The sequence below is a fragment of the Streptomyces sp. NPDC016851 genome, assembly GCF_055562795.1.
The window spans coordinates 42479-67797 of the sequence record NZ_JBVHEP010000009.1 but is presented as its reverse complement, the minus strand read 5'-3'; the positions used below and the strand labels follow the sequence as shown (position 1 = coordinate 67797).

15 protein-coding genes are annotated in these 25319 nt (G+C 70.9%); 11 read left to right on the top strand and 4 right to left on the bottom strand.

The annotated features are described in order from the left end of the window. Positions 1-109 precede the first annotated feature (109 nt). A complete protein-coding gene (locus ACZ3I3_RS16295) occupies positions 110-1555 on the top strand; it encodes an aldehyde dehydrogenase family protein (RefSeq protein WP_467365597.1) in 1446 nt (481 codons plus the stop codon). A 112-nt stretch (positions 1556-1667) separates the two neighbouring features. Here the strand turns inward: ACZ3I3_RS16295 and ACZ3I3_RS16290 are convergent, their stop codons facing one another. Continuing rightward, entirely contained in the window at positions 1668-4505 is a 2838-nt protein-coding gene (locus ACZ3I3_RS16290; protein WP_467365595.1) for a glycoside hydrolase family 3 C-terminal domain-containing protein, read from the bottom strand. Between the two features lie 326 nt (positions 4506-4831). Between ACZ3I3_RS16290 and ACZ3I3_RS16285 the strand changes: the two genes are divergently transcribed. The 7 genes from ACZ3I3_RS16285 (at position 4832) to ACZ3I3_RS16255 (ending at position 15796) form a co-directional block, all read left to right on the top strand. Beyond that, positions 4832-6526 carry an extracellular solute-binding protein gene (locus ACZ3I3_RS16285; RefSeq protein ID WP_467365593.1) on the top strand — a complete coding sequence of 565 codons (1695 nt, stop codon included), beginning with the start codon at positions 4832-4834 and terminating at the stop codon, positions 6524-6526. A 27-nt stretch (positions 6527-6553) separates the two neighbouring features. Next, positions 6554-7588, top strand: coding sequence for an ABC transporter permease (locus tag ACZ3I3_RS16280; RefSeq protein WP_467365591.1), 1035 nt, complete (start codon positions 6554-6556; stop codon positions 7586-7588). After that, complete coding sequence (locus tag ACZ3I3_RS16275; protein ID WP_467365589.1) at positions 7585-8547, top strand: carbohydrate ABC transporter permease; 963 nt, start codon at positions 7585-7587, stop codon at positions 8545-8547. The genes ACZ3I3_RS16280 and ACZ3I3_RS16275 overlap by 4 nt, the downstream gene beginning before the upstream one ends. Before the next feature lie 160 nt (positions 8548-8707). Further along, on the top strand, positions 8708-10897 hold the full coding sequence (locus ACZ3I3_RS16270) for a WD40/YVTN/BNR-like repeat-containing protein (RefSeq protein WP_467365587.1): 2190 nt from the start codon (positions 8708-8710) through the stop codon (positions 10895-10897). Beyond that, entirely contained in the window at positions 10897-12861 is a 1965-nt protein-coding gene (locus tag ACZ3I3_RS16265; RefSeq protein WP_467365585.1) for a beta-galactosidase, read from the top strand. Before ACZ3I3_RS16270 ends, ACZ3I3_RS16265 begins: the two co-directional genes overlap by 1 nt. After that, the gene (locus ACZ3I3_RS16260) at positions 12858-15047 is read left to right on the top strand and encodes a glycosyl hydrolase family 95 catalytic domain-containing protein (protein WP_467365583.1); all 2190 of its coding nucleotides are present in this window, start codon (positions 12858-12860) and stop codon (positions 15045-15047) included. The genes ACZ3I3_RS16265 and ACZ3I3_RS16260 overlap by 4 nt, the downstream gene beginning before the upstream one ends. 35 nt (positions 15048-15082) lie before the next feature. Beyond that, a complete protein-coding gene (locus ACZ3I3_RS16255) occupies positions 15083-15796 on the top strand; it encodes a glycoside hydrolase family 12 protein (protein ID WP_467365581.1) in 714 nt (237 codons plus the stop codon). 32 nt (positions 15797-15828) lie between these two features. Here ACZ3I3_RS16255 and ACZ3I3_RS16250 read toward each other — a convergent pair whose 3' ends face one another. The 3 genes from ACZ3I3_RS16250 to ACZ3I3_RS16240 form a co-directional block, all read right to left on the bottom strand. Further along, entirely contained in the window at positions 15829-17016 is a 1188-nt protein-coding gene (locus tag ACZ3I3_RS16250; protein ID WP_467365579.1) for a sulfotransferase family protein, read from the bottom strand. 112 nt (positions 17017-17128) lie between these two features. Beyond that, a complete protein-coding gene (locus ACZ3I3_RS16245) occupies positions 17129-19171 on the bottom strand; it encodes a glycoside hydrolase family 31 protein (protein ID WP_467365577.1) in 2043 nt (680 codons plus the stop codon). A gap of 103 nt (positions 19172-19274) precedes the next feature. Beyond that, positions 19275-20288 (bottom strand): LacI family DNA-binding transcriptional regulator, encoded by a 1014-nt coding sequence (locus tag ACZ3I3_RS16240; RefSeq protein ID WP_467365575.1) that lies wholly within the window; start codon positions 20286-20288, stop codon positions 19275-19277. Between the two features lie 343 nt (positions 20289-20631). On the opposite strand from ACZ3I3_RS16240, the gene ACZ3I3_RS16235 reads away from it, so the two are divergent. The 3 genes from ACZ3I3_RS16235 (at position 20632) to ACZ3I3_RS16225 (ending at position 25225) form a co-directional block, all read left to right on the top strand. Further along, positions 20632-22572 carry an acyl-CoA dehydrogenase family protein gene (locus ACZ3I3_RS16235; RefSeq protein WP_467365573.1) on the top strand — a complete coding sequence of 647 codons (1941 nt, stop codon included), beginning with the start codon at positions 20632-20634 and terminating at the stop codon, positions 22570-22572. A 95-nt stretch (positions 22573-22667) separates the two neighbouring features. Next, positions 22668-23924 carry a 1-deoxy-D-xylulose-5-phosphate reductoisomerase gene (gene dxr / locus ACZ3I3_RS16230; RefSeq protein ID WP_467365571.1) on the top strand — a complete coding sequence of 419 codons (1257 nt, stop codon included), beginning with the start codon at positions 22668-22670 and terminating at the stop codon, positions 23922-23924. A gap of 8 nt (positions 23925-23932) precedes the next feature. Next, positions 23933-25225: a M50 family metallopeptidase gene (locus ACZ3I3_RS16225; protein WP_467365941.1), complete on the top strand. Its 1293-nt coding sequence runs from the start codon at positions 23933-23935 to the stop codon at positions 25223-25225. Positions 25226-25319 lie beyond the last annotated feature (94 nt).

The following is a 25319-nucleotide window of genomic DNA, read 5'->3' as shown; positions in this document are numbered from 1 at the left end:
GTCCCCGCTCCCTATTGCTACACCCCGGACAAAAGCTGTTCGGCCACCTCGCGCCTACCGTTGATCCCGAAGCACAGGACCACCCCCGACGCCGAAGGGCCGGACCCACATGACCTCCACCCACGCCTTCTGGCTCGCCGGCCGCCAGGCCACCGGCGAGGACACCTTCGACGTCACGTCCCCGTGGGACGGGCGGCTCGTCGGCAAGGTGAGCGTGCCGACGGACGCGCAGGTCGAGGAGGCCGTGGCCGCCGCGTACGCCGTGCGGGACGAGTTCGCCGCCACCCCGGCCCACGTGCGGGCCGCCGCCCTCGACCACGTCAGCAAGCGCCTCGTCGAGCGCACCGAGGAGATCGCGCAGCTGATCTCCGCCGAGAACGGCAAGCCGCTCAAGTGGGCGCGCGGCGAGGTCGGCCGGGCCGTGTCCGTGTTCCGGTTCGCGGCCGAGGAGGCCCGGCGGTTCAACGGCGGCGAGGCCCAGCGCCTCGACACCGACCTCGGCGGCCAGGGCCGGCTCGCCCTCACCCGCCGCTTCCCGAAGGGCGTCGTGCTCGGCATCGCGCCCTTCAACTTCCCGCTCAACCTCTGCGCCCACAAGGTCGCCCCGGCCATCGCCGCCGGCGCGCCGATCATCCTGAAGCCGGCCCCGGCCACGCCGCTGTCCGGCCTGATCATCGGCGACCTGCTGGCCGAGACCGAACTGCCCGCGGGCTCCTGGAGCATCCTGCCGGTCGCCAACGACAAGATGCCCGCCCTGGTGCAGGACGAGCGCCTGCCCGTGATCTCCTTCACCGGCTCCGAGAAGGTCGGCTACGCGATCATGGACTCGGTGCCGCGCAAGCACTGCACCCTGGAGCTCGGCGGCAACGGCGCGGCCGTCGTGCTCGCCGACTGGGCGAGCGACGAGGACCTGGACCGGGCGGCGAACCGCATCGCCACCTTCTCCAACTACCAGGGCGGCCAGTCCTGCATCTCCGTCCAGCGGGTCATCGCGGACGCGTCGGTGTACGACCGGCTGCTGCCGCGCATCGTCGCCGCCGTCGAGGCCCAGGTCACGGGCGACCCGAGCGACGACGCGACCGACGTCGGGCCGCTGGTCAGCGAGGACGCCGCCAAGCGCGTCGAGACCTGGGTCCGCGAGGCGGTCGACGCGGGTGCCGCGCTGCTCACCGGCGGCAAGCGCGACGGCGCCTCGTACGCGCCGACCGTGCTGGCCGACGTACCGGCCGGCGTGACGCTCTCCTGCGAGGAGGTCTTCGGGCCGGTCCTCACCGTGCAGAAGGTGAACGGCGAGGCCGAGGCCTTCGCCGCCGTCAACGACTCCAAGTACGGCCTCCAGGCGGGCGTCTTCACCCACGACCTGCAGACCGCCTTCCGGGCCCACCGCGCCCTTGAGGTCGGCGGCGTCGTCGTCGGCGACGTGCCGTCCTACCGCGCGGACCAGATGCCGTACGGCGGCGTCAAGCAGTCCGGCGTGGGCCGGGAGGGCGTGCGGTTCGCCATGGAGGACTACACGTACGAGCGCGTGATGGTCCTCACCGGTCTCGCCCTCTGACGCCCCGGCACTAGCTCATGGGAACCATTTTCATATAGAGTGGGCGGAGAGGCCCGGCACCGATGCCTTCCGGTGCCGGGCCCCTCCTTTTACGCCGGCCTGCTCCGGACCCTCAACCGGAGAAGCCGACGTGCGCGAGCCGCAGCGGGCCGCGCAGTCTCAGGTGCACGTCATGGACGCCCGCGGCGGCGACGGACGCGCCGAGCGAGACGTAGTCGTACGGGCCCGATGTGGGCGTGGTGGTCGACAGCACCGCGAGCGCCGGGCCGCCGTCGAGGGACAGCTCGACCGAGCCCTCGCCGGCCACCTCCACCGTCACCCCCGAGACACCGGAGCCGAGGTCGCAGGCCCGGTAGACCAGTTCGCCCGCCGTCCCGTCCTCCGGCGTCACCGCGTCGCCCGACACCTTCGTGCGGTCGACGATCTCGATGCCGCTCTGCTCGTCGAAGCCGGCCGCGGCCAGACCGCCCGCGACGACCGCGCGCGGCAGGGCGGGCTCGCCGTCGAGCGCGACGGTCGTCCGCAGCCGGACGTCCTCGCTGGAGGCACCGGCCAGCAGCTCGTACGCGCCCGGCTCCAGACGCCACCGGTCCTGGGCCACGTCCCAGAACCCGAAGGCGGACAGCGGGACCTCGAAGTTCAGGGCGGCCGTCGCGCCGGGAGCGAGGGTGACGCGGCGGTGGTCCAGCAGCTCGCGCCGGGGGCGCGGCACGGACGCCTCGGCGGCCCGGGTGTAGAGCTGGGCGACCTCGTCGGCGGTGACGTCACCGGTGTTGGTGACCGTGAAGGAGACGTGCACCGACCCGTCCGCCGCCCGGGCCGTCAGACCGTCGTACGCGAACGACGTGTACGACAGGCCGTGCCCGAAGGGGAACAGGGGCGTGCCCTCGAAGTACAGGTACGTCTGCCGGCTCCCGATCACGTCGTAGTCGAGGAGGCCGGGCAGGTCGGTGTCGTCGGCGTACCAGGTCTGCGGGAGGCGGCCGGCGGGGGAGACGTCGCCTGCCAGCACCCGGGCCAGGGCGGTGCCGGCCGCCTGGCCGCCGTGCGCGGTCCACAGCACGGCCGGGAGGTCCGCCGGGTCGATCGCGTAGGGGTAGGCGGAGACCAGCGCCAGCACGGTCGCCGGGTTCGCCCCGCGGGCGGCCCGCAGCAGCCGCTCCTGGTGCCCGGGCAGCCGCAGGGTCGTACGGTCCTCGGTCTCGCGGCCGTTGATGTGAGGGTCGTTGCCCGCCACCACCACGACCACGTCCGCCGCCGCGGCGGCCCGCGCCACCGCCTCCTCGCCGCGCTCGGCGACGACCAGCTCGAACACCTCGGGATCTCCGTCGGCAACCTTCACGCCGTCGGCGGAGACACACACGTGGCGACCCGTTCCCAGGTGCTTCAGGAGGTGCCCGTTCCCGTGCGGTTCCAGTCGGAACGTCTCCTGGACGACCCAGCCCCCCGGCTGGTCGGCGGAGGCGCGGACGCGGCCGTCGTCGGCGACCGAGAGGTAGCGGCCGTCGGGCGCGCGCAGGGTCAGTACGCCCTCGCCCCAGTCGACCAGCGCCAGCTCGGTGCCGGTCGCGTCGGTGGTGAGCGGGGGCAGGTCGGTGCGGCCCGCGAGCAGGGCCGGGTCGAGCGCGCCCTCGGCGCCGCGCACCTCGTCGGCGGCGTCCTCGGCCACCGGAACGTGCAGGAAGGCACCCGCGGAGGTCTTCAGCCGGACCCGGTCCACGCCCTCGGCGAACTCCACCCGCTCCGCGCCGAACCGCTCGTACAGGCCCTCCAGCGGGGTCGAGCGGTGGAGGAGCGTGCCGCTGTACCAGTCGAGCTTGCACTCGTCGGCGAGCAGACCGACCACCGCGACCCGGGTGTCCGGGGCGAGCGGCAGCACCCCGTCGTTCTTGAGCAGCGCGATCGCCTGCTCGGCGGCCTCCTGCGCCAGCGCCCGGTGCGCCGGGGTGTCGAACTCGCTGGTGGCGCCGTGCGGGTCGTACTCCGGGTCGAACTCACCCAGCCGGAAGCGGACCGAGAGCTGCCGGCGGACGGCGGTGTCGACGTCGGCCTCGGTCAGCAGCCCGCGCTCCAGGGCGCCTCGCAGGCGGCCGATCATCTGCGAGGAGTCCGTGCCGTGGTCCGTGAAGCTGTCGACGCCCGCCACGAGGGAGGCCGCGGTGGCCTCCTCGTGCGTGTCGAAGTAGTGCTCGGAGTCGACCAGGTTGCTCGGCGCGCCCGCGTCGGAGCAGACCAGCAGGTCCTCGTCGGTCCAGGTGCGCAGCTGCGTGCTCAGATAGGGGGAGACGTGGTTGGGGCGGCCGTTGACCAGGTTGTACGCCGGCATCACCCCGGCCACCGCGCCCGCCTCGACGGTCTCGCGGAAGGCCTTCAGGTCGTACTCGTGCAGCACGCGCGGGCGCACGGAGCTCGACGTCGTGGAGCGGTCCGTCTCGTTGTTGTGGGCGAGCCAGTGCTTCAGCACGGGCGCGGTGCGCCAGTAGGTGGGGTGGTCGCCGCGCAGGCCGTGCGTGTAGGCGGTGGCGATCGCCGAGGTGAGCTTGGGGTCCTCCGAGTAGCCCTCCTCGTTGCGGCCCCACAGGGGGTGGCGCAGCAGGTTGACGGTCGGCGCCCAGACGTTGAGGCCGACGCGGTCGTCCTTGGCGCGCATCGCGCGGACCTCCTTGGACACCGCGTCGCCGACGCGCCGCACCAGCTCCGGGTTCCAGGTGGCGCCGAGGCCGACCGCCTGCGGGAAGACCGTCGCCGGGCCCATCCACGCCACGCCGTGCAGCGCCTCCTGGCCCGTGCGGAAGGCGGCGATGCCGAGCCGTTCGACGGCGGGCGCGAACTGGTGCAGGAAGGCGATCTTCTCCTCCGGCGTGAGCCGCGACAGGAGGTCGTCGATCCGCTTCGCGAACGGCAGGCGCGGATCGCGGAACGGCGGACTGGGCGGCGTGGGTGCGGTCACGTGGGATTCCCTTTGCGGTGGAGCGGCAAGACCCTTTCGAAGCGCTTCGATGCTGAGTCGGTGAAGGGTCGGGTGTCAAGGGACCGGTGCCGTCCCTTCAAGTCGTGCATGAGGAACGGTCCCCTCTAGTGCCTTCGAGGAAGTTTGGGGACGACCCTTGTGCACCCCTGGGCGTTCACTTAACCTCACAGCAACATCGAAGCGCTTCGACTATGAAAAGCCCTTGTTCGGTCGAAAGCTCGCTTCGGCTCAGCCAGTTCCACTCGAGACACCGCAGCCGACGGCCCACCGCCGGGTGTCCTGGTGCGCCATGAAGGGTTGACGCAATGACGCCGAACGCCGCCTCCGCCTCCTCCGGACCGAGCCGGAGAAGTTTCCTCGCCTCCACCGCGGTCGCCACCGCAGCGGTGGCCGGTGGGATGCCGCTGCTCGCCGCGTGCGGCGGGTCGGACAGTGGATCGCGGGACGGCACCACGTCGGGCAAGGACGCCAAGAAGATCCTGCCGGCCTTCGTGGCCAGCAACGTGGTGAAGCCGGACATCCCGGCCCGGAACGGCTCGTCGATGGGCTTCACCACCAAGCTCGACGTCGACACCCTCAAGACCTCCGTCGCGAAGAAGCTCGGCAAGGGCGGCAAGGTCACCGTCATGTCGCCGTTCTGGGGCTCGCCGCCGAAGGGGAACAACCCCTACTACACGTCGATGAACGACCTGATCGGCGTCGACGTCCAGTGGCGGAACCAGGACGGCAACACCTACGACCAGAAGCTCGGCGCGGTCCTCGCCTCCAGCGATGTCCCGGACGTGGTCGTCGTCCCCAGCTGGAACATGATGGGCAAGATACCCAGCGCCATCATCAGCAAGTTCGCCGACCTCGGCCCGTACCTGTCCGGGGACAAGGTCAAGGAGTACCCGAACCTCGCGGCGATCCCCAGTGACGCCTGGCAGCGCTCCATCTTCGGCGGCAAGCTGATGGGCCTGCCGCAGCCCGCCCCTTCCGTCCCGACCATCGTGCCCCTCTACCGCCAGGACATCTTCGACAAGGAGGGCTACGAAGTCCCGCGGACCGCCGATGAGTTCATGGCCCTGTGCAAGGAGATCACCAGCCCCAGGGCCAAGCGATGGGCCTGCGGTGACATGAAGTGGACCGCGTTCAACACGTTCGGTGCGCTCGGGGGCGGGGAGAAGCCGCTCTGGTGGAACCTGGTCGACGGCAAGCTGATCAACCGCATCGAGACCCCGGAGTACCTGGAAGCCATCGAGTGGACGCGCAAGCTGTTCGCCGCCGGTGTCGTCCACCCCGACTTCAAACTGGGCAAGAGCCAGGCGACCGACCCCGCTCCCAAGTTCGCCGCCGGCGAGTTCCTGATCTGGAACAACAACATCGTCAACTGGTACGGCCAGCAGGCCTCCCAGGCCACCCAGAACCCCGACTTCAAAATCTGGGGCATGGACATCTGGAACCACGACGGCGGCGACCCGACGCTGTACGCGCAGAACCCGGCCGGCATCTTCGCCTTCGTCAGCAAGAAGGCCTCGGAGGCCGTCATCCGCGACGCACTGGCGGTCGCCAACGTCACCGCGGCGCCGTACGGCACCAAGGAGTGGATGATGACCAACTACGGCGTCGAGGGCACCCACTACACGATCAAGGACGGCGTCCCCGTCAAGAACGACAAGGGCAACAACGAGGTTCTCAACGCCTTCGTCATGGTGGCGAGCCCCGCCGCGACCACCGCCCACCCCGACATGCCGGACTACACCAAGGCCATGGTCGAGTGGGAGCAGCGGATGGGGGGCTTCACCAAGAAGTCGTCCTTCTGGGGCCTGCAGATCACCGAGCCGTCCCGCTACACCAACCTCGCCAACAACTTCGAGCAGCTCGAGGACGACATCATCCGCGGGCACAAGAAGATCAGCGACATGCAGCAGGCCGTCGCCGACTGGAAGAGCAAGGGCGGCGACAAGCTGCGCGACTGGTACAAGAAGCTTCTCGACGAGAGCGGCTCGGCGGCGAGCTGACCAGGCTCTGAGGCAAGGAGAACAGCCGTGTCCCACAGCACGGTGCCTCGGAGCAGCGCCGAGGCCAGCACGCCGGTGAAGACCCCGGTGGCGTCCGGCGACGCCACCGGCGGCCGGGAGGAGACAGGCTCGGGCAAGCTGAGCCTGAGGCTCAGGTTCAGACGCGACCGTGCCCTGATCCTCATGACGCTGCCGGCCGTCGTGCTGGTCATGGTCTTCAACTACCTGCCGATCCTCGGCAACGTCGTCGCCTTCCAGGACTACGACCCCTACATCAGCGACAACGGCATCATCTCCATCCTGAACAGCCCGTTCGTGGGCCTGGAGAACTTCCAGCGGATCTTCGAGGACTCCGCCTTCTGGAACGCCGTCGAGAACACGCTGGTGCTGTTCTTCGTCCAGCTCGTGCTGTTCTTCCCGATCCCGGTCCTGCTCGCGCTGCTCATCAACAGCGTGGTCCGGCCCCGGGTGCGGGCGGTCGCGCAGGCCGTTCTCTATCTGCCGCACTTCTTCTCGTGGGTGCTGGTCATCGCCGTCTTCCAGCAGATGTTCGGCGGCGCGGGCATGCTCTCCCAGCTGCTCAGGCAGAACGGCTACGACGGCCTCAACATCATGACCAACGCGGACACCTTCGCCTTCCTGATCACCGCGCAGAGCGTGTGGAAGGACGCCGGGTGGGGGATCATCGTCTTCCTCGCCGCGCTGGCCTCGGTCCCGCAGGACCACTACGAGGCCGCCGCGATGGACGGCGCCGGACGCTGGCGCCGCATGTGGCACGTCACGCTTCCCGCCCTGCGCCCGGTGATCGCGCTGCTGCTCGTGCTGCGCGTCGGCGACGCCCTGACCGTCGGGTTCGAACAGATCCTGCTGCAACGCGACGGCGTCGGACCGGGCGCGGGGGAGGTCCTCGACACCTTCGTGTGGTGGAACGGCGTCCGCAACCAGGACTTCGGCTACGCGGCCGCCGCAGGGCTCGTCAAGGGCGTGGTCAGCATCGGACTGGTCCTCGCCGCGAACAAGGTGGCCCACCTGATGGGCGAGCAGGGGGTGTACAAGAAATGACGTCCGTGATGTGGGAGCCGCGCCAGGACACCGAGCCGGCCCCGCAGCAGAAGGCCCCCCGCTGGTGGCAGGCTCCGCCCCGCCCGGCGTGGGAGGAGCAGCCCTCGAAGGCCGGCCTCGCGGGCAAGGCCATCGCCCTGTCGTTCGCCTGCCTCGCGGTGATCTTCCCGCTGTGGATCGTGGTCGTCACCAGCCTGTCCTCGCGGAAGACCATCGACGAGGCGGGCGGCCTGGTGATGGTGCCCAAGGGCATCACCTTCATCGCCTACCAGGAGCTGCTCAGCGGCGGCCAGGTCACCCGTGCCACGGTCATCAGCATCCTCGTCACCCTGGTCGGCACGGCGTTCTCCATGACGGTGTCCGTCCTGTGCGCCTACGGCCTGTCCCGCAGCGAGTCCCTCGGCCACCGCTGGATCCTGATGACGTTGCTGGCGACCATGTTCTTCAGCGCCGGCCTCATCCCCACCTACCTGCTGGTGCAGTCCCTCGGCCTGACGGACACCTACCTCGCGCTGATCCTGCCGAGCGCGATCAGCGTCTTCAACATCCTGGTGCTGCGCGGCTTCTTCATGGGGATCTCTCAGGAACTCATCGACAGCGCGCGCATCGACGGCGCCGGGGAGTTCCGGATCCTGTGGCAGATCGTCATGCCGCTGTCGCGGGCGGTTCTCGCGGTGATCACGCTGTTCTACGCCGTCGGGTACTGGAGCGCCTGGTTCAACGCGTCGATCTATCTGAACCAGCAGGACATGATGCCGTTGCAGAACGTCATGATCCAGCTCGTGCAGCGGCAGGAGGCACCGGTCGGTCTGGGCCAGGCCATCAAGACCGGGCAGCTGTCGGGGCTGGCCATTCAGATGGCGGTCATGGTGATGGCCCTGCTGCCGGTCGCCGTGCTGTCGCCCTTCGTCCAGAAGCACTTCAAGAAGGGCATGCTCACGGGGGCGGTAAAGGGCTGACGCCCTTTGTGTGAGTCCTCGCCGTAGGACTTTCGGTCGTTTGTTCTCCGCGGCTGCGTTGTGGTTGTTCGCGCCCACGCGGCGGAGCCGCATGTCGAGCAGGGCCCCGCGCCCCCAAGACAGTCCCCCAACTCCCCGTTCGCAAGAACCGAGGTATGTCATGAGCACGTTCCACCTCAGCAGACGCGCTGTGCTCGCCGGAACCGCCGCGGTCGCCGCTCTCCCAGTCCTCCAGGGGCATGCCCAGGCCGCCGTCCCCGCCGCAGGTGGTGCCTACCGCTGGCGCAACGTCGTCCAGGGCGGCACCGGATTCGTCACCGGTGTCCTGTTCCACCCCGCCGTCCGCGGCCTCGCCTACGCCCGGACCGACATCGGCGGCGCCTACCGCTGGGACGACCGGAGGGAGCGGTGGATCCCGCTGACCGACCACATCGGCTGGGACGACTGGAACCTGCTCGGTGTGGAGGCCATGGCCGTCGACCCGGCCCATCCGAACCGGCTGTACCTCGCCCTCGGCACGTACGCGCAGTCCTGGGCCGGCAACGGGGCCGTGCTGCGCTCCGAGGACCGCGGCGCGACCTGGAAGCGCACCGACCTCGGTGTGAAGCTCGGGGCCAACGAGGACGGGCGTGGCTGCGGGGAGCGGCTGCTCGTCGACCCGCGCGACTGCGACACCCTGTGGCTCGGCACCCGGCACGACGGGCTGCTCAGGTCGACCGACCGGGGCGCCACCTGGAAGGCCGTGAGCTTCCCGGCCGCGCCGAGCGCCACCGGCCAGGGCATCACCCTCCTCGTCGCCGCGGGCCGCAGCGTCTACGCCGGCTGGGGCGACTCCGACGGCACCTCCGCGAACCTCTACCGAACCGCCGACGGCACCGCCTGGGAGGCCGTCCCCGGGCAGCCCGAGGGCACCGCCGCCAAGGTCCCGGTCCGGGCCGCGTATGACCGGCACACGCGCGAGCTGTACGTGACGTACGCCAACGCGCCCGGGCCCAACGGCCAGTCGGACGGCAGCGTGCACAAGCTGCGTACCACCACCGGGAAGTGGATCGAGGTCACGCCCGTCAAGCCCGGCGGGGCGACGAGCGACGGCGGGACCGACTCCTTCGGCTACGGCGGCTGTGCCGTCGACGCCCGTCGCCCCGGAACCGTCGTCGTCTCCACCAACAACCGCTGGTCGCTGGTCGACACCCTGTACCGGACCACCGACGGCGGCCGCACCTGGACGTCCCTGAAGGACAAGGCCGTCCTCGACGTCTCCGAGACCCCCTACCTCAAGTGGGGCGCCGACCAGCCCAAGTTCGGCTGGTGGATCCAGGCCGTCGGCCTCGACCCGTTCGACTCCGAGCACATCGTCTTCGGCACCGGCGCGACCCTCTACGGCACCCGCGACCTCAAGCACTGGGCCCCGGAGATCCGCGGTCTGGAAGAGGCGTCCATCCGCCAGCTGATCTCCCCTCCGGCGGGGGAGGCGCACCTGATCAGCGGGTCCGGGGACATCGGCGTGATGTACCACGAGCGGCTCACGGCGTCCCCCTCGCGCGGCATGGCGTCGAACCCGGTGTTCGGCACGTCGACGGGGCTGGCGCTGGCCGCGGCCAGGCCGACGTACGTCGTGCGGGCCGGGTGGGGAGACCACGGCAACGGCGCCTGGTCGAACGACGGCGGAAAGACCTGGACGCCCTTCGAGTCCCAGCCGTCCATGGCCAAGTCCGCGCCGGGACCGATCACCACCAACGCCGACGGCAGCGTGCTGCTGTGGTCCTTCGGCACGAGCAACCCGGGCTTCCGCTCGGCGGACAACGGCGAATCGTGGTCGGAGATCGCATCCTTCCCGAAGGGAGCCGCCCCGGTGGCGGACCCCGTCGACCCGACCCGCTTCTACGCCTTCGACACCACCGCCGGCACCCTGTTCGCCAGCACCGACAGCGGCCGGACCTTCACCGCGCGGGCCACCGGCCTGAACTCGGGCGACACCGAGTTCCAGCTGGCCGTGGCGCCGGGCCGCTCCGGCGACCTGTGGCTGAGCCTGAAGTGGAACGGGCTGTACCGCTCCACCGACGGCGGCGCGACCTTCACCAAGGTGGGCAGCTGCTGGGCGTCGTACACCCTGGGCTTCGGCAAGGCCGCCGAGGGCGCCTCCTACCCGGCGCTCTACATGGTCGGCTCCACCGAGAGCATCACCGCCGTGTACCGCTCCGACGACGAGGCGAAGAGCTGGACCCGGGTCAACGACGACCAGCACCAGTGGGGCTGGATCGGCGCCACCATCGCCGGGGATCCGCGCGTCTACGGCCGGGTCTACATCGCCACCAACGGGCGCGGCGTGCAGTACGGGGACCCCGCCTGATGCCCGGCCTGAGCGACGCGACCCGAGGCCGTCTCCTGTTCGGCGGCGACTACAACCCCGAGCAGTGGCCGCAGGAGACCTGGCACGAGGACGTCCGGCTGATGAAGGACGCCGGCGTCAACTCCGTCACCCTCGGGGTGTTCTCCTGGTCGAAGCTCGAACCGGAGCCGGGGGCACGGGAGTTCGGCTGGCTGGACACGCTGATGGACCTGATGCACGAGAACGGCATCGGGGTCGTCCTCGCCACCCCCACCTCCTCGCCCCCGCCCTGGATGGGCCGGCTGCACCCCGACACCCTGCCCGTCACCGAGGACGGCCGCACCGAGTGGTGGGGCGGCCGGCAGCACTTCTCGCACTCCAGCGCCACCTACCGGCGCTACGCCGCCGCCATCACCGAGGACCTGGCGGCCCGCTACGGCGGCCACCCTGCCCTGACGATGTGGCACATCAACAACGAGTACTGCACCTTCGACCACGGCGACGAGGCGGCGGCCGCCTTCCGCCGCTGGCTGCGCGAGAAGTACGGCACGCTCGGCGCCCTCAACGAGGCCTGGGGCACCGCCTTCTGGAGCCAGGGCTACGACACCTGGGACGGCATCCTGCCGCCCCGCCTGCCGCACTACATGCGCAACCCCGGCCAGGTCCTGGACTTCCGGCGCTTCACCTCCGACATGCTCCTGGAGTGTTACACCGCCGAGCGGGACATCGTCCGGCGCCACACCCCGCACATCCCGGTGACCAGCAACTTCATGCCGCTCTGGATCGGGCAGGACGCGTGGCGCTGGGCGGCGGAGGAGGACGTCGTATCGGTCGACATCTACCCCGACCCGCGCGACCCGCTCGGCGCCCAGAACGGCGCACTCGTGCAGGACATGACCCGCTCCCAGGCACGCGGGCCCTGGATGCTCATGGAACAGGCGGCCGGGCCGGTCAACTGGCGGGGCGTGAACCACCCCAAGCCGCGCGGCCTCAACCGGCTGTGGTCCCTCCAGGCCGTGGCCCGGGGCGCCGACGCCGTCTGCTTCTTCCAGTGGCGGCAGTCCCGGCAGGGCGCGGAGAAGTTCCACTCCGGCATGGTCAGCCACGCGGGGGAGGAAGGCCGTACGTACCAGGAGGTCAAGCAGCTCGGCGCGGACCTGGCCAGGATCGCCCCGCAGGTGACCGGCCGGAACCTCACCGCGAACGTCGCCGTCCTGCACGACTGGGACGCCTGGTGGGCGGGCGCTCATGACGGCCGCCTGTCCAGCCGGGTGGAGTACCCGGACGTCCTGCGCGCCTGGCACCGGGCCCTCTGGCAGGCGCACCTCACCTGCGACTTCGCTCACCCCGGGCACGATCTGACGCCGTACTCGGTGGTCGTCGTGCCCCAGCTGTACGCGCTCACCGACGCGGCGATCGACAACCTCCTGGCCTACGTCCGCGGCGGCGGCACCCTCGTCTGCGGTTTCCTGACCGGCGTCGCCGACGAGGACGACCGGGTGCGCCCCGGCGGCATGGACGCCCGGCTGCGGGAGCTGTTCGGCATCCGCACCCTGCACGAGTGGTGGCCGCTGGACGCGGACGAGACCGTCGCGTGCGAGGGCTTCCGGGGCACGCTGTGGTCCGAGGAGATCGAGCCCGCCGACCCCGACCACACGACCCGCTACAAGGGCGGCGAACTCGACGGCATGCCCGCCGTCCTGCGCAAGGGCCGGGCCTGGTACGTCTCCACGCTCCCCGAGCCCGAGGCCCTGCGCGAGCTGCTGGCCCGGATCGCGGGCGACGCGGGCGTCCGGCCGGTGCTCGACGGCCTCCCCGAGCAGGTCGAGGCCGTCCTGCGGGGCGAGATCCTGTTCCTGCTCAACCACGGCCGTGAGCCGGTGACCGTCGACGTTCCCGGCACCCACTACGACCTGCTGTCGGAGACGGACGTCACCGACCGGGTCACCCTCGGCCGCTACGGTGCGGCGGTGCTGCGGCCATGACCGACTCCGCAGCCGTCCACGGCACGTGGGAGCCGCACCCGGCCGCCCGCTGGGAGGACGGCTTCCTGAGCGGCAACGGCCACCACGGCGCCCTTGTGTCCGGTGACCCGAACGACGAGCGGGTCGTCGTCACTCATCACACCCTGGTCCGGCCGGGCGGCAGGGATCCCCGGCCCCCGCAGCTCGCCGACGGCCTCCCCGCCCTCCAGGACCGCCTGCTGGCGGGCGACACGACCGCGGCGGAGAGCTTCACCGACGGCAGGCCGCTCCAGTGGGTGCAGCCCTTCCACCCCGCCTTCCAGATCCGGCTGCGCCGGCCGCCGGACGACTGCCCCGGCTACCGGCGCGACGTCGACTTCACCACCGGCGTCGTGCGGGCCGCCTGCACCGGCTGGACAAGCCGCCTCTTCGTCTCCCGCGCCGACGACGTGCTCGTCCAGCAGGTCACCGGACCCGGCCTCACCCTCGACATCGACCTGGACCACCGGCTGCCCGGCGCCCCCGCCGGACTGGGCGTCGGCCACGGAGCCGTCCTCACCCACGAGGGCGCCCTGCTGAGCCTGCGCGCCCGCTACCCGGACAGCGACCTGGCCTGCACCGGCGTCACCCTGCTCACCGTCACCGGCGGCACGACCACCCTCAGGCCTCCCGGCGTGCACATCGAGGGAGCCCGGTCCGTGCTGCTCCTCACCCGGGTGCACCGGCACACCGGCGAACTGGACGTGGTCGCGCAGGGGCGTGCCCTGCGGGACCTGCCCACCGGGTACGACGAACTCCTCGACCGCCATACCGCCCTGCACCGCACCGCCTACGAGCGTGTCACCCTCGAGCTGGCCGCCGACCCCGCCGAACGGGCGCTGCCGGGCTCCGAGTTGCTGAAGCGGCCCCGCAGTGCCGCCCTGCTGGAGCGCCTGTTCGCGGCCGGCCGCTACCACCTGCTGTCCGCCAGCGGCCTCTTCCCGCCCCGCCTGACCGGACTGTGGACCGGCGACTGGAACACGGCCTGGTCGGGCGCGTTCACCAACGACGCCAACCTCAACCTCCAGACCGCCTCGGCCGCTGCCGCCGCCCTCCCCGAGGTCACCGAGGCCCACGCGAACCTCATCCACCGCCAGCTGCCCGACTGGCGCGACAACGCCCGCGCGGTCTTCGGCACCCGGGGCGCCGTCGCCCCCGCCCACACCGACGGCGAGTCCGGCCACTCGTACCACTTCAGCCGCGAATACCCGCTGCACCTGTGGACCGCCGGCGCCGACTGGCTGCTCAAACCGCTCGTCGACCACGACGAGACCCACGGCACCCGCGATCCGCGCACCGCCGCCGCGCTCGCCGAAGTCGCCCTGTTCTACGAGGACTTCCTCACCCGCACGGACGAGGACGGTCGGCTGGTCGTCGTCCCGTCCTACTCGCCCGAGAACAGGCCGGCCAACGCGAGCTGGGGCACCCTAAACGCGGCGATGGACCTCTCCGCGGCCCGCCACGCCCTGCGCACGGCCGCCGCCTACCACCCGGGCCCCGACGCCGACCGCTGGCGCGCCCTCGCCGACCGGCTCCCCCCGCACCGGATCAACGCCGACGGAGCCCTGGCCGAATGGGCCTGGCCGGGCCTGGAGGACTCCTACGACCACCGCCACCTCAGCCACCTCTACGGCGTCTGGCCGCTCGACGAGATCACCCCCTACGACACCCCCGAGCTGGCGGCCGCCGCGCACCGCGCCCTGGAACTGCGCGGCGCCGAGAACGACTCCGCGCACGGCCACCTGCACCACGCGCTCATCGCGGCCCGGCTCAGGGACGGCGACCGCGTCGCCCACGCCCTCGGCCAGGTCCTGGACGGCGACTTCTTCCACGCGTCCCTGATGAGCGCCCACTACCCGAACCGGAACGTCTACAACGCCGACGCCGCGCACACCCTGCCCGCCGTGCTGATCGAGATGCTCGTGCAGTCGACCCCCGACCGGCTGGTGCTGCTGCCCGCGCTGCCGGCGGCGTACGCCGCCGGCGCCCTGCACGGCGTGCGCACCCGGTTCGGGGCGGAGCTCGACCTCACCTGGACGCCTGACGGCGCCACCGTGGCCATCAGGCCGGGCCGCACCCAGCGCGTCGAACTGCGGACTTCCTCCGGCGCAGAATCCCTCCACCTGGTCGCCGGAGAAGACCACGTCCTCACCCTGAGGGCGTGGTAGTTCCCCCCATCCCCCCACCCCATGGAAGGGACACCATGGCATCACGCACGCTGAACAGGGTCACCAAGGCCCTGCTGGCTCCCGCCCTGGCGCTCGGCGCCACCGTCGGCCTCGCCTCCGCCCCCGCCTCGGCCGCCGTCTGGAACTCCTGCGACCAGTGGGGCCAGACCAACCTGAACGGCTACACGCTCTACAACAACATCTGGGGCGGCGGCGCCGGCAGCCAGTGCATCTGGGCCAACTCCGGCACCAACTGGGGTGTCTGGGCCAACCACCCCAACACCGGCGGCATCAAGTCCTACCCGAACCAGACGAAGGCGATCAACAAGTCGATCACCTCGCTGGGCTCGCTGTCCAGCAGCTACAACGTGAGCGTCCCGTCCTCCGGCGCGTACAACACGTCGTACGACATCTGGGACACGGACCACGACTACGAGATCATGCTCTGGGTCAACAAGACCGGCCCCGTCGGCCCGATCGGCACCTCGCAGGGCAGCGTCAGTCTCGGCGGTCACTCCTGGAACGTCTTCAAGGGCACCAACGGCTCCAACGAGGTGTTCTCGTTCATCCGCACGTCCAACTCCAGCTCCGGCACCGTGAACATCCTGCCGATCCTGAAGTGGATCAAGGACACCAAGCGCTGGATGGGCAACGAGACCATCGGTGACGTCCAGTTCGGCTACGAGGTCACCTCGTCGTCCGGCGGGCTGAACTTCACCACCAACAACCTGACGGTCAGCAGCAGCTGATCCGTCGCGGGGGCCGGGGCCGGCCGTGCCGTTCAGGCGCGGTCGACCTCGGCCCGCAGCGCGTTGTAGTCCGCGAACGCCGACTCGACCTCGGCGCGGGTCAGGCTGTAGCGGGACAGGTCGTAGGTGTGCTTGCGGGTGCCCTTGGGGCGGGCGACGGCCGCCGGGAGACGGGCCGCGTCCGCCTCCGTCCAGGGGGCACCGACAGCCGCGTAGAGCTTCGGGGCGCCGGTGGCGGGGTCCGAGCCGAGCCAGGAGTACGGGGCGTCCACCAACTGCTCCGCGGGGATCGCGGCCCGGGCCGCGAGGCCGCGCGCCATGGCACGGCTCAGCAGGCCCAGCCAGGTGGCGCCGATGCCGGACAGGTCGAGCGGGCGGGTGCTGACGGCCATGCCGTGCTCGATCAGCGAGCAGAACGACGCCACGACGGTGACCGGGTCGCGGTGGCACCACACGATCGTGGCGTCGGGGAACACCGTGCGCAGCGCGTCCAGGTTCTCCAGGTGCATGGGGGACTTCAGCACCCAGCGCCGCTGCGGACGGCCGTACTGGAGCACCTGGTAGACCTGCTTGAGGTACCGGTAGTCGGCGGTGAAGTCCCGCTCGCAGTGCCAGTCCAGGTACTCCGGGATACGGGCCTGGGAGAACGGCATCAGGGCGTGCGGGAGCGCGAACGTGCACTCCTCGGGGCCCTCGGCGGCCATCGCGTGGATGTCGCGGAAGCGCGGCGCGAAGAGGTCTGTGCCCTGCACCAGCCGGCGCCCGGCCGTGATCGCCCTGCGCCGCTGCCGGGGCGGCAACTCGAGGTCGGGCCCGAGCAGTTCCCACAGCAGGGGACACCGGTGCTCGTCCGAGATCGCCAGCACCGAGTGCGTGACCGTGGTGGCGGTGCGCGGCAGCCCCACGACGAACACCGGCTTCTCGATCGGCTCCCGCTCGATCTCCGGATGCTCGGCGATCAGCCGCCGGACGCGGGCCCGGTTGGTGAGGTGCCGGCGCACGTGCACCTGCGCCGACTGCCAGCCGACCGGGGTGAGGTTCTCGGCCTTCGCCCACCACCCCAGCAGCGACCGGAAGCCGTCGACGAACTCCCGGTCCCCCGGCGCCTCACCGGCCTCCACCACGATGCGGTCGAAGATCCGGTCCGGGTCACGACGGGAGCCGAAGCCCGGCCGCAGCAGCAGATTCGCCAGCGTGAGGGCGAGCGGTGACGTGGACACGCAGGGAACCTATCCTCCCGAACCCGCTTGCGGTGGACGAAAGTTGGCCGAACAGGCGGAAGGGGTGGCCGGAAGACCTCCATCGATCCGGTCACCCCTCCCACTGACACGGCTACTCCGCTACGGGCAGCCGCGCCCCGTCCCGCAGAAACAGCGGGATGCGGTCCAGCGGGGCGTCGACCGTCACGGACCGGCCGCCCTCGTACGTCTCACCCGTCCAGGCGTCCGTCCACGTGGCCCCCGCCGGCAGGTATGCCGTCCGGGCGGTGGCGCCGGCGGTGAGCACCGGGGCGACCAGCAGGTCCGGGCCGAAGAGGTAGGAGTCGTCGACCGACCAGGTGGCCTGGTCGTCCGGGAACTCCAGGAACAGCGGCCGCATCACCGGCAGGCCCTCCTCGTGCGCCTCCCGCATGACCCGCAGCACGTACGGCTTCAGGCGCTCGCGCAGCCGCAGGTACTTCTCCAGGACGGCCAGCGCTTCCTCGCCGTACGACCACACCTCGTTCGGGCCGCCGGTCATCGCGGGGCCGAGCGGCATGCCCGGGTCGCGGAAGCCGTGCAGACGCATCAGCGGGGACAGCGCGCCGAACTGGAACCAGCGGACCATCACCTCCCGGTACGCCGGATCGTCCGGGTCGCCGCCGTGGAAGCCGCCGATGTCGGTGTTCCACCACGGGATGCCCGACAGCGCGGTGTTGAGGCCGGCCGCGATCTGGCGGCGCAGGGTCGGGAAGTCCGTGCCGATGTCACCGGACCACAGGGCGGCGCCGTAGCGCTGACTGCCCGCCCAGGCCGAGCGGTTGAGGCTGACGACCTCCTCCTCGCCGGTGGCGACGAGCCCTTCGTAGAACGTGCGGGCGTTCTCGGCCGGGTAGATGTTGCCGACCTCCAGGCCCGGGCCAGCCCAGTAGCGCAGGTTCTCCTGGAAACCCGGCTTCAGCTCCGGCTCGCAGGCGTCCAGCCAGAACGCCGTGATGCCGTACGGGTCGAGGTAGTTCTCCTTCACCTTCGACCACACGAACTCCCGGGCCTCCGGGTTGGTGGCGTCGTAGAAGGCCACCTGGACCGTGGAGGCGACCTCCTTGTCGGGCCAGTCGGCGTGCGCCATCGGGCCGTACTGGGTGCCGATGAACCAGCCGCGCTGCTCCATGACCGGGTGGTTCTCGCTCAGCGGCGACACCGACGGCCAGACGCTCACCACCAGCTTGATGCCGAGCTCCTCCAGCTCGCGCACCATCGCGGCCGGGTCCGGCCACTCCTTCGGGTCGAACTTCCACTCGCCGAGGTGCGTCCAGTGGAAGAAGTCGCACACGATCGCGGAGATCGGCAGGCCCCGGCGCTTGTACTCCCGTGCCACCGCCATGAGTTCGTCCTGTGTGCGGTAGCGCAGCTTGCACTGCCAGAAGCCCGCCGCCCACTGAGGCAGCATCGGCGTCCGGCCGGTCACCGCGCTGTAGCGGCGCTGGGCGGCGGCCGGGTCGCCCGCCGTGATCCAGTAGTCGATCTGCCGGGCCGAGTCGGCGACCCACCGCGTGCCGTTGTGCGCGAGCTCCACGCGGCCGATCGCCGGGTTGTTCCACAGCAGGGTGTAGCCGCGGCTGGAGGTCAGCACCGGGATGCCGACCTCGGCGTTGCGCTGGACCAGGTCGAGGACCAGGCCCTTCTGGTCCAGGCGCCCGTGCTGGTGCTGCCCGAGGCCGTACAGCTTCTCGTCGTCGTACGCGGCGAAGCGCTGCTCCAGGCGGTGGTGGCCGTTGCCGACGGCCGTGTAGAGGCGGGAGCCGGGCCACCAGAAGTGGGCGCGGTCCTCGGCGAGCAGCTCGGCGGAGTCCTCCGTCCGCAGGAAGCGGACCAGGCCCTCGGCGCTCACCTCGACGGTGAGCGTGCCGACGGTCAGCTGCCCGCGCCCCTCCTCGATCTTCACCGTGGACGGGGTCGTGGGAGCCTCGTCGAGGAGGGCGCCCGGGAGCCCTTCGAGCACCGGGCCGCCGAGCCGGGCCCGCACCCGGACCGCGTCCGGGCCCCACGGCTCGATCCGTACGGTCTCCTGACGGCCGCTCCACTCCAGCGCGCCGTCCCGCTCGCGGAACGTGCCGACGGTGGGGGAGGACTGCGCCAGGCTCACCTGGGGCTGGGTTTCAGCAGGCTGATTCACGTGGCGGGCTCCTGTGCTCCTGGGGGAGTGCAGACAGAGGTGTTCAGGCATGACGGTGCCGTGGGAGGACGGCGGTGGTCGTGAGTGGGAGAAGGGGGTGGGCTTACGGCCGGGTGGGCGCCGGCCCCGTGCTGCCCCGGACCGTCAGCTCGGGCGCGATCAGCACGACCTCGTCGCTGCCGCGTCCCTCGAACTTGGCGACCAGGTGTTCCACGGCGTTCCGGCCCATCTCCTGCGCGGGGATGGCGACCGACGTGAGCCGCACCGAGGCCTGCGTCGCGACCTGGTCGGGGCAGATCGCCACCACCGACACGTCCTCCGGCACGGCCCGGCCCTGCTGCCGCAGCAGCGCGAGCAGCGGCTCGACCGCCGACTCGTTCTGCACGATGATCCCCGTGGTCCCCGGGCGTTCGTCGAGGATCCGGGCGAGCGTCACGGCCATCGCGTCGTACCCGCCCTCGCACGGCCGGTGCAGCAGCCGCACGCCCAGTTCCCGGGAACGGGACCGCAGCCCGTCGAGGGTGCGCTCGGCGAAACCGGTGTGCCGCTCGTAGACCGCCGGGGCCTCGCCGATGACAGCGATGTCCTGGTGCCCCTGCTTCGCCAGGTGCTCCACGCACAGCGCGCCCGTCGCCCGGAAGTCCAGGTCGACGCAGGTCAGCCCGGTGGTGTCGGCGGGCAGTCCGATCAGCACGGACGGCTGGTCCGTCGCACGCAGCAACGGCAGCCGCTCGTCGTCGAGTTCGACGTCCATCAGGATCATCCCGTCGGCGAGCCCGCTCCCGGCGACGCGGCGGACCGCGTCCGGGCCCTCCTCACCGGTGAGCAGCAGCACGTCGTACCCGTGCGTCCGCGCGGCGGTCGCCACCGCGATGGCGATCTCCATCATCACGGGCACGTACATGTCCGTCCGCAGCGGGATCATCAGCGCGATGATGTTCGACTTGCTGCTGGCCAGGGCGCGGGCCCCGGCGTTCGGGTGGTACCCGAGCTCGCGGATGCTCCGCTCGACCCGCTGCCGGGTGTTCGCGGAGATGGACCGCTTGCCGCTGAGGACATAGCTCACCGTGCTCGCCGAGACTCCGGCGTGCTGGGCGACCTCGGCGAGGGTGACCATCCGCTCTCCAAGCTTTGTGAAGCGCTTCGACAATGCGCGTTGCTGACATGAGTGGGTGAGGGTGGTTCGACAGTAGCTCCAGCGCGAGTACGTGTCCATAGGTCGTCGAAGCGCTTCGATACCGAATTCCGGCACGGCGTTGGCAGCGCGGCCGTTCCCGGGAAGACACCTTGATGCAACACCGTCCTCAGGTCCCCGACAAGTCCGGCAGCTTTCCGTCCCCTTCGGCTGAACGGATGCGTGAGGACTGGTGGGAGCGTCCGGTTTCGGGTACCAACGATCCAGTAGCACTGATCGGTAACGTACGGTCCTCAACATCCCTATATGCGGCGAGGTGGCCCTCATGTCCGCTTCCACCACCCCCTCTTCCCGTCCCGCCGTCACCGAGCGGGAGGCCCGTGAGGTGGCGGAGGCCGCCCGGGAACAGCACTGGCGCAAGCCCAGCTTCGCCAAGGAGCTCTTCCTCGGCCGCTTCCGGCTCGACCTCATCCATCCCCACCCCCTGCCGGCCGACGAGGCGGTTCAGCGCGGCGAGGAGTTCCTCGCCAAGCTCCGCGACCTCGTCGAGACGAAGGTCGACGCGGCCCTCATCGAGCGCGAGGCCCGGATCCCCGACGAGGTGATCGACGGGCTGAAGGAGCTCGGCGCCTTCGGCATGAAGATCGACACCAAGTACGGCGGTCTCGGCCTCACCCAGGTGTACTACAACAAGGCGCTCACCCTGGCCGGCTCCGCCAGCCCCGCCATCGGCGTGCTGCTCTCCGCGCACCAGTCGATCGGCGTGCCGCAGCCGCTGAAACTGTTCGGCACACAGGAACAGAAGGAGCGCTTCCTGCCGCGCTGCGCGCGCACGGACATCAGCGCCTTCCTGCTCACCGAGCCCGACGTCGGCTCCGACCCGGCCCGCCTCGCCACCACGGCCGTGCCCGACGGGGACGACTACGTCCTCGACGGCGTGAAGCTGTGGACCACCAACGGCGTCGTCGCCGACCTGCTGGTCGTCATGGCCCGGGTCCCGAAGAGCGAGGGCCACAAGGGCGGCATCACGGCCTTCGTCGTGGAGACCAACTCGCCCGGCGTCACCGTCGAGAACCGCAACGCCTTCATGGGCCTGCGCGGCATCGAGAACGGCGTCACCCGCTTCCACCAGGTCCGCGTCCCCGCCGCCAACCGCGTCGGCGCGGAGGGCCAGGGCCTGAAGATCGCCCTGACCACGCTCAACACCGGACGGCTCTCCCTGCCCGCCTCCTGCGTCGCGGCCGGCAAGTGGTGCCTGAAGATCGCCCGGGAGTGGTCGGCGGCCCGCGAGCAGTGGGGCAAGCCCGTCGCGCACCACGAGGCGGTCGGCTCCAAGATCTCCTTCATCGCGGCCACCACCTTCGCCCTGGAGGCCGTGACGGACCTGGCCTCGCAGATGGCCGACGAGGACCGCAACGACATCCGCATCGAAGGCGCCCTCGCCAAGCTCTACGCCTCCGAGATGGCCTGGACGATGGCCGACGAACTCGTCCAGATCCGCGGCGGCCGCGGCTTCGAGACGGCCGAGTCCCTCCGGGCCCGCGGCGAGCGCGGCGTCCCCGCCGAGCAGCTCCTGCGCGACCTGCGCATCAACCGCATCTTCGAGGGCTCGACGGAGATCATGCACCTCCTCATCGCCCGGGAGGCCGTCGACGCCCACCTCTCGGTCGCCGGCGACCTCATCGACCCGGAGAAGTCCCTGGGCGACAAGGCCAAGGCGGGAGCCAACGCGGGAGCCTTCTACGCCAAGTGGCTTCCGAAACTGGTCGCGGGCCCGGGCCAGCTCCCCACCTCCTACGCCGAGTTCAAGCACGGCGTGGACCTCTCCGGGCACCTGCGCTACGTCGAGCGCACGGCCCGCAAGCTCGCCCGCTCCACCTTCTACGCCATGTCCCGCTGGCAGGGCCGGATGGAGTCCAAGCAGGGCTTCCTCGGCCGGATCGTCGACATCGGCGCCGAGCTGTTCGCCATGAGCGCGGCCTGCGTACGGGCCGAACTGCTGCGCAGCCAGGGCGACCACGGCCGCGAGGCCTACCAGCTCGCCGACATCTTCTGCCGCCAGTCCCGCATCCGGATCGAGGAGCTCTTCAACCGCCTGTGGACCAACACCGACGACCTCGACCGCAAGGTCGTCAAGGGCGTCCTGTCGGGCACGTACGAGTGGCTGGAGCACGGCATCGTCGACCCGTCGGGCGAGGGACCGTGGATCGCGGACGCGACTCCCGGCCCGAGCCAGAAGGAGAACGTGCACCGGCCGATCCGCTGACCCGGCCTTCACGGGGGCGCGAACCACTGCGGCGCGCGCCCCCGTGAAGGGGATGCGCTGTCCTCACACACGACGCTTACGGCAACAATGGAGGAATGAGCGACAGTCCAGCCCCCCTCGCCGATCCCCATCTGGTCTACGACCCCGTAGCGGGCGACGGCCCGAAGGACGTGGTGATCCTCGGCTCCACCGGGTCCATCGGCACCCAGGCCATCGACCTCGTGCTGCGCAACCCCGGCCGGTTCCGGGTCACCGGCCTGTCCGCCAACGGCGGCCGGGTCGCCCTCCTCGCCGAGCAGGCGTACCGGCTGCGGGCGCGCACGGTCGCGGTCGCCCGTGAGGACGTCGAACCGGCCCTGCGCGAGGCGCTCACCGCGCAGTACGGCACGGGCGAGCCGCTCCCCGAGATCCTCGCCGGCCCGGACGCGGCCACGCAGCTGGCGGCGTCCGACTGCCACACCGTCCTGAACGGCATCACCGGCTCCATCGGCCTCGCCCCGACCCTGGCCGCCCTGGAGGCGGGCCGCACCCTCGCGCTCGCCAACAAGGAGTCGCTCATCGTGGGCGGCCCGCTGGTCAAGGCCCTCGCCAAGCCGGGGCAGATCATCCCGGTCGACTCCGAGCACGCCGCCCTCTTCCAGGCCCTGGCCGCCGGCACCCGCGCCGACGTCCGCAAGCTGGTCGTCACCGCCTCCGGCGGCCCCTTCCGCGGCCGTACGAAGGCGGAGCTGGCCCACGTCACCGTCGAGGACGCCCTCGCGCACCCCACCTGGGCCATGGGCCCGGTCATCACGATCAACTCCGCGACCCTCGTCAACAAGGGCCTGGAGGTCATCGAGGCGCACCTCCTCTACGACATTCCCTTCGACCGCATTGAGGTGGTCGTGCATCCCCAGTCGTATGTCCACTCGATGGTTGAGTTCACGGATGGATCGACACTGGCCCAGGCGACCCCGCCCGACATGCGCGGGCCCATCGCCATCGGCATCGGCTGGCCCGAGCGGGTCCCCGACGCCGCGCCCACCTTCGACTGGAGCAAGGCCTCGACCTGGGAGTTCTTCCCGCTCGACAACGAGGCCTTCCCGTCGGTGAACCTCGCCCGGCACGTCGGCGAGCTCGCGGGCACCGCCCCGGCGGTGTTCAATGCGGCCAACGAGGAGTGCGTGGAGGCGTTCCGCCAGGGCGCACTGCCCTTCAACGGGATCATGGAGACCGTCACCCGGGTCGTCGAGGAGCACGGCACCCCGCGTACGGGAACCTCACTCACCGTGTCGGACGTCCTCGAAGCGGAGACCTGGGCGCGGACCCGGGCCCGGGAACTGGCGGCACAGACGGCGGAGGCCCGTGCATGACGACCCTGATGTTCATCCTCGGCATAGGCCTCTTCGTGGTCGGCCTGCTGTTCTCGATCGCGTGGCACGAGCTGGGGCACCTGTCCACCGCCAAGCTGTTCGGCATCCGCGTGCCGCAGTACATGGTCGGTTTCGGCCCGACGATCTTCTCGCGCAAGAAGGGCGAGACCGAGTACGGCCTCAAGGCCATCCCCTTCGGCGGCTACATCCGCATGATCGGCATGTTCCCGCCCGGCCCCGACGGCCGACTGGAGGTCCGCTCCACCTCCCCGTGGCGCGGCATGATCGAGGACGCCCGCTCGGCCGCGTACGAGGAGCTCAGGCCGGGCGACGAGAACCGCATGTTCTACACGCGCGCGCCCTGGAAGCGCGTGATCGTGATGTTCGCGGGCCCCTTCATGAACCTGATCCTGGCCGTGGCGCTGTTCCTCGGCATCCTGATGGGCTTCGGCATCACCCAGCAGACGACGACGGTCAGCTCGGTCTCCCAGTGCGTCATCGCGCAGAGCGAGAACCGCGACAAGTGCGCCAAGGGCGACCCGGCCAGCCCCGCCGCCGCCGCGGGCCTCAAGGCGGGCGACAAGATCGTCTCATTCAACGGCGTGCCGACCGACGACTGGAACAAGCTGTCCGACCTGATCCGCGCCAACCCCGGCAAGGAAGTGCCGATCGTCGTCGACCGCAAGGGCCAGGACGTCACCCTGCACGCGAAGATCGCCACCAACCAGGTCGCCAAGAAGGACTCCGGCGGGCAGATCGTCGAGGGCCAGTACGTCCAGGCCGGATTCCTCGGCTTCAGCGCCGCCACCGGCGTGGTCAAACAGGACTTCGGCGACTCCGTGACCTGGATGGGCGACCGGATCGGTGAGGCCGTCGACTCCCTCGCCGCCCTGCCCAGCAAGATCCCGGCCCTGTGGAACGCGGCCTTCGACGGCGCCGAGCGCGAGGCCGACTCCCCGATGGGCGTGGTCGGCGCGGCCCGCGTCGGCGGCGAGATCTTCACCCTCGACATCCCGCCGACCCAGCAGCTGGCCATGGCCCTCATGCTGGTCGCCGGCTTCAACCTCTCCCTGTTCCTGTTCAACATGCTCCCGCTGCTGCCGCTCGACGGCGGCCACATCGCGGGCGCCCTGTGGGAGTCGCTGCGCCGCAACACGGCCAAGGTCCTGCGCCGGCCGGACCCGGGCCCCTTCGACGTGGCGAAGCTCATGCCCGTCGCGTACGTGGTCGCCGGGATCTTCATCTGCTTCACGATCCTGGTGCTGATCGCGGATGTGGTTAACCCGGTGAGAATCTCCTAGTCATACGGCGTTCGGGGCGGCTCGGCATACTTTCTGCCGGGCCGCCTCCCATTGAGTGGCAATGCGGGTGGGATGTGCCCGCGCCAGTGCATGT

What these genes read in the sequence shown, in the direction of transcription:
- ACZ3I3_RS16295 (WP_467365597.1), top strand. Translation starts at nt 110, where the DNA reads ATGACCTCCACCCACGCCTTCTGGCTCGCCGGCCGCCAGGCCACCGGC.
- ACZ3I3_RS16285 (WP_467365593.1), top strand. Translation starts at nt 4,832, where the DNA reads ATGACGCCGAACGCCGCCTCCGCCTCCTCCGGACCGAGCCGGAGAAGT.
- ACZ3I3_RS16275 (WP_467365589.1), top strand. Translation starts at nt 7,585, where the DNA reads ATGACGTCCGTGATGTGGGAGCCGCGCCAGGACACCGAGCCGGCCCCG.
- ACZ3I3_RS16270 (WP_467365587.1), top strand. Translation starts at nt 8,708, where the DNA reads ATGAGCACGTTCCACCTCAGCAGACGCGCTGTGCTCGCCGGAACCGCC.
- ACZ3I3_RS16265 (WP_467365585.1), top strand. Translation starts at nt 10,897, where the DNA reads ATGCCCGGCCTGAGCGACGCGACCCGAGGCCGTCTCCTGTTCGGCGGC.
- ACZ3I3_RS16260 (WP_467365583.1), top strand. Translation starts at nt 12,858, where the DNA reads ATGACCGACTCCGCAGCCGTCCACGGCACGTGGGAGCCGCACCCGGCC.
- ACZ3I3_RS16255 (WP_467365581.1), top strand. Translation starts at nt 15,083, where the DNA reads ATGGCATCACGCACGCTGAACAGGGTCACCAAGGCCCTGCTGGCTCCC.
- ACZ3I3_RS16240 (WP_467365575.1), bottom strand. Translation starts at nt 20,288, where the DNA reads ATGGTCACCCTCGCCGAGGTCGCCCAGCACGCCGGAGTCTCGGCGAGC.
- ACZ3I3_RS16235 (WP_467365573.1), top strand. Translation starts at nt 20,632, where the DNA reads ATGTCCGCTTCCACCACCCCCTCTTCCCGTCCCGCCGTCACCGAGCGG.
- dxr (WP_467365571.1), top strand. Translation starts at nt 22,668, where the DNA reads ATGAGCGACAGTCCAGCCCCCCTCGCCGATCCCCATCTGGTCTACGAC.
- ACZ3I3_RS16225 (WP_467365941.1), top strand. Translation starts at nt 23,933, where the DNA reads ATGTTCATCCTCGGCATAGGCCTCTTCGTGGTCGGCCTGCTGTTCTCG.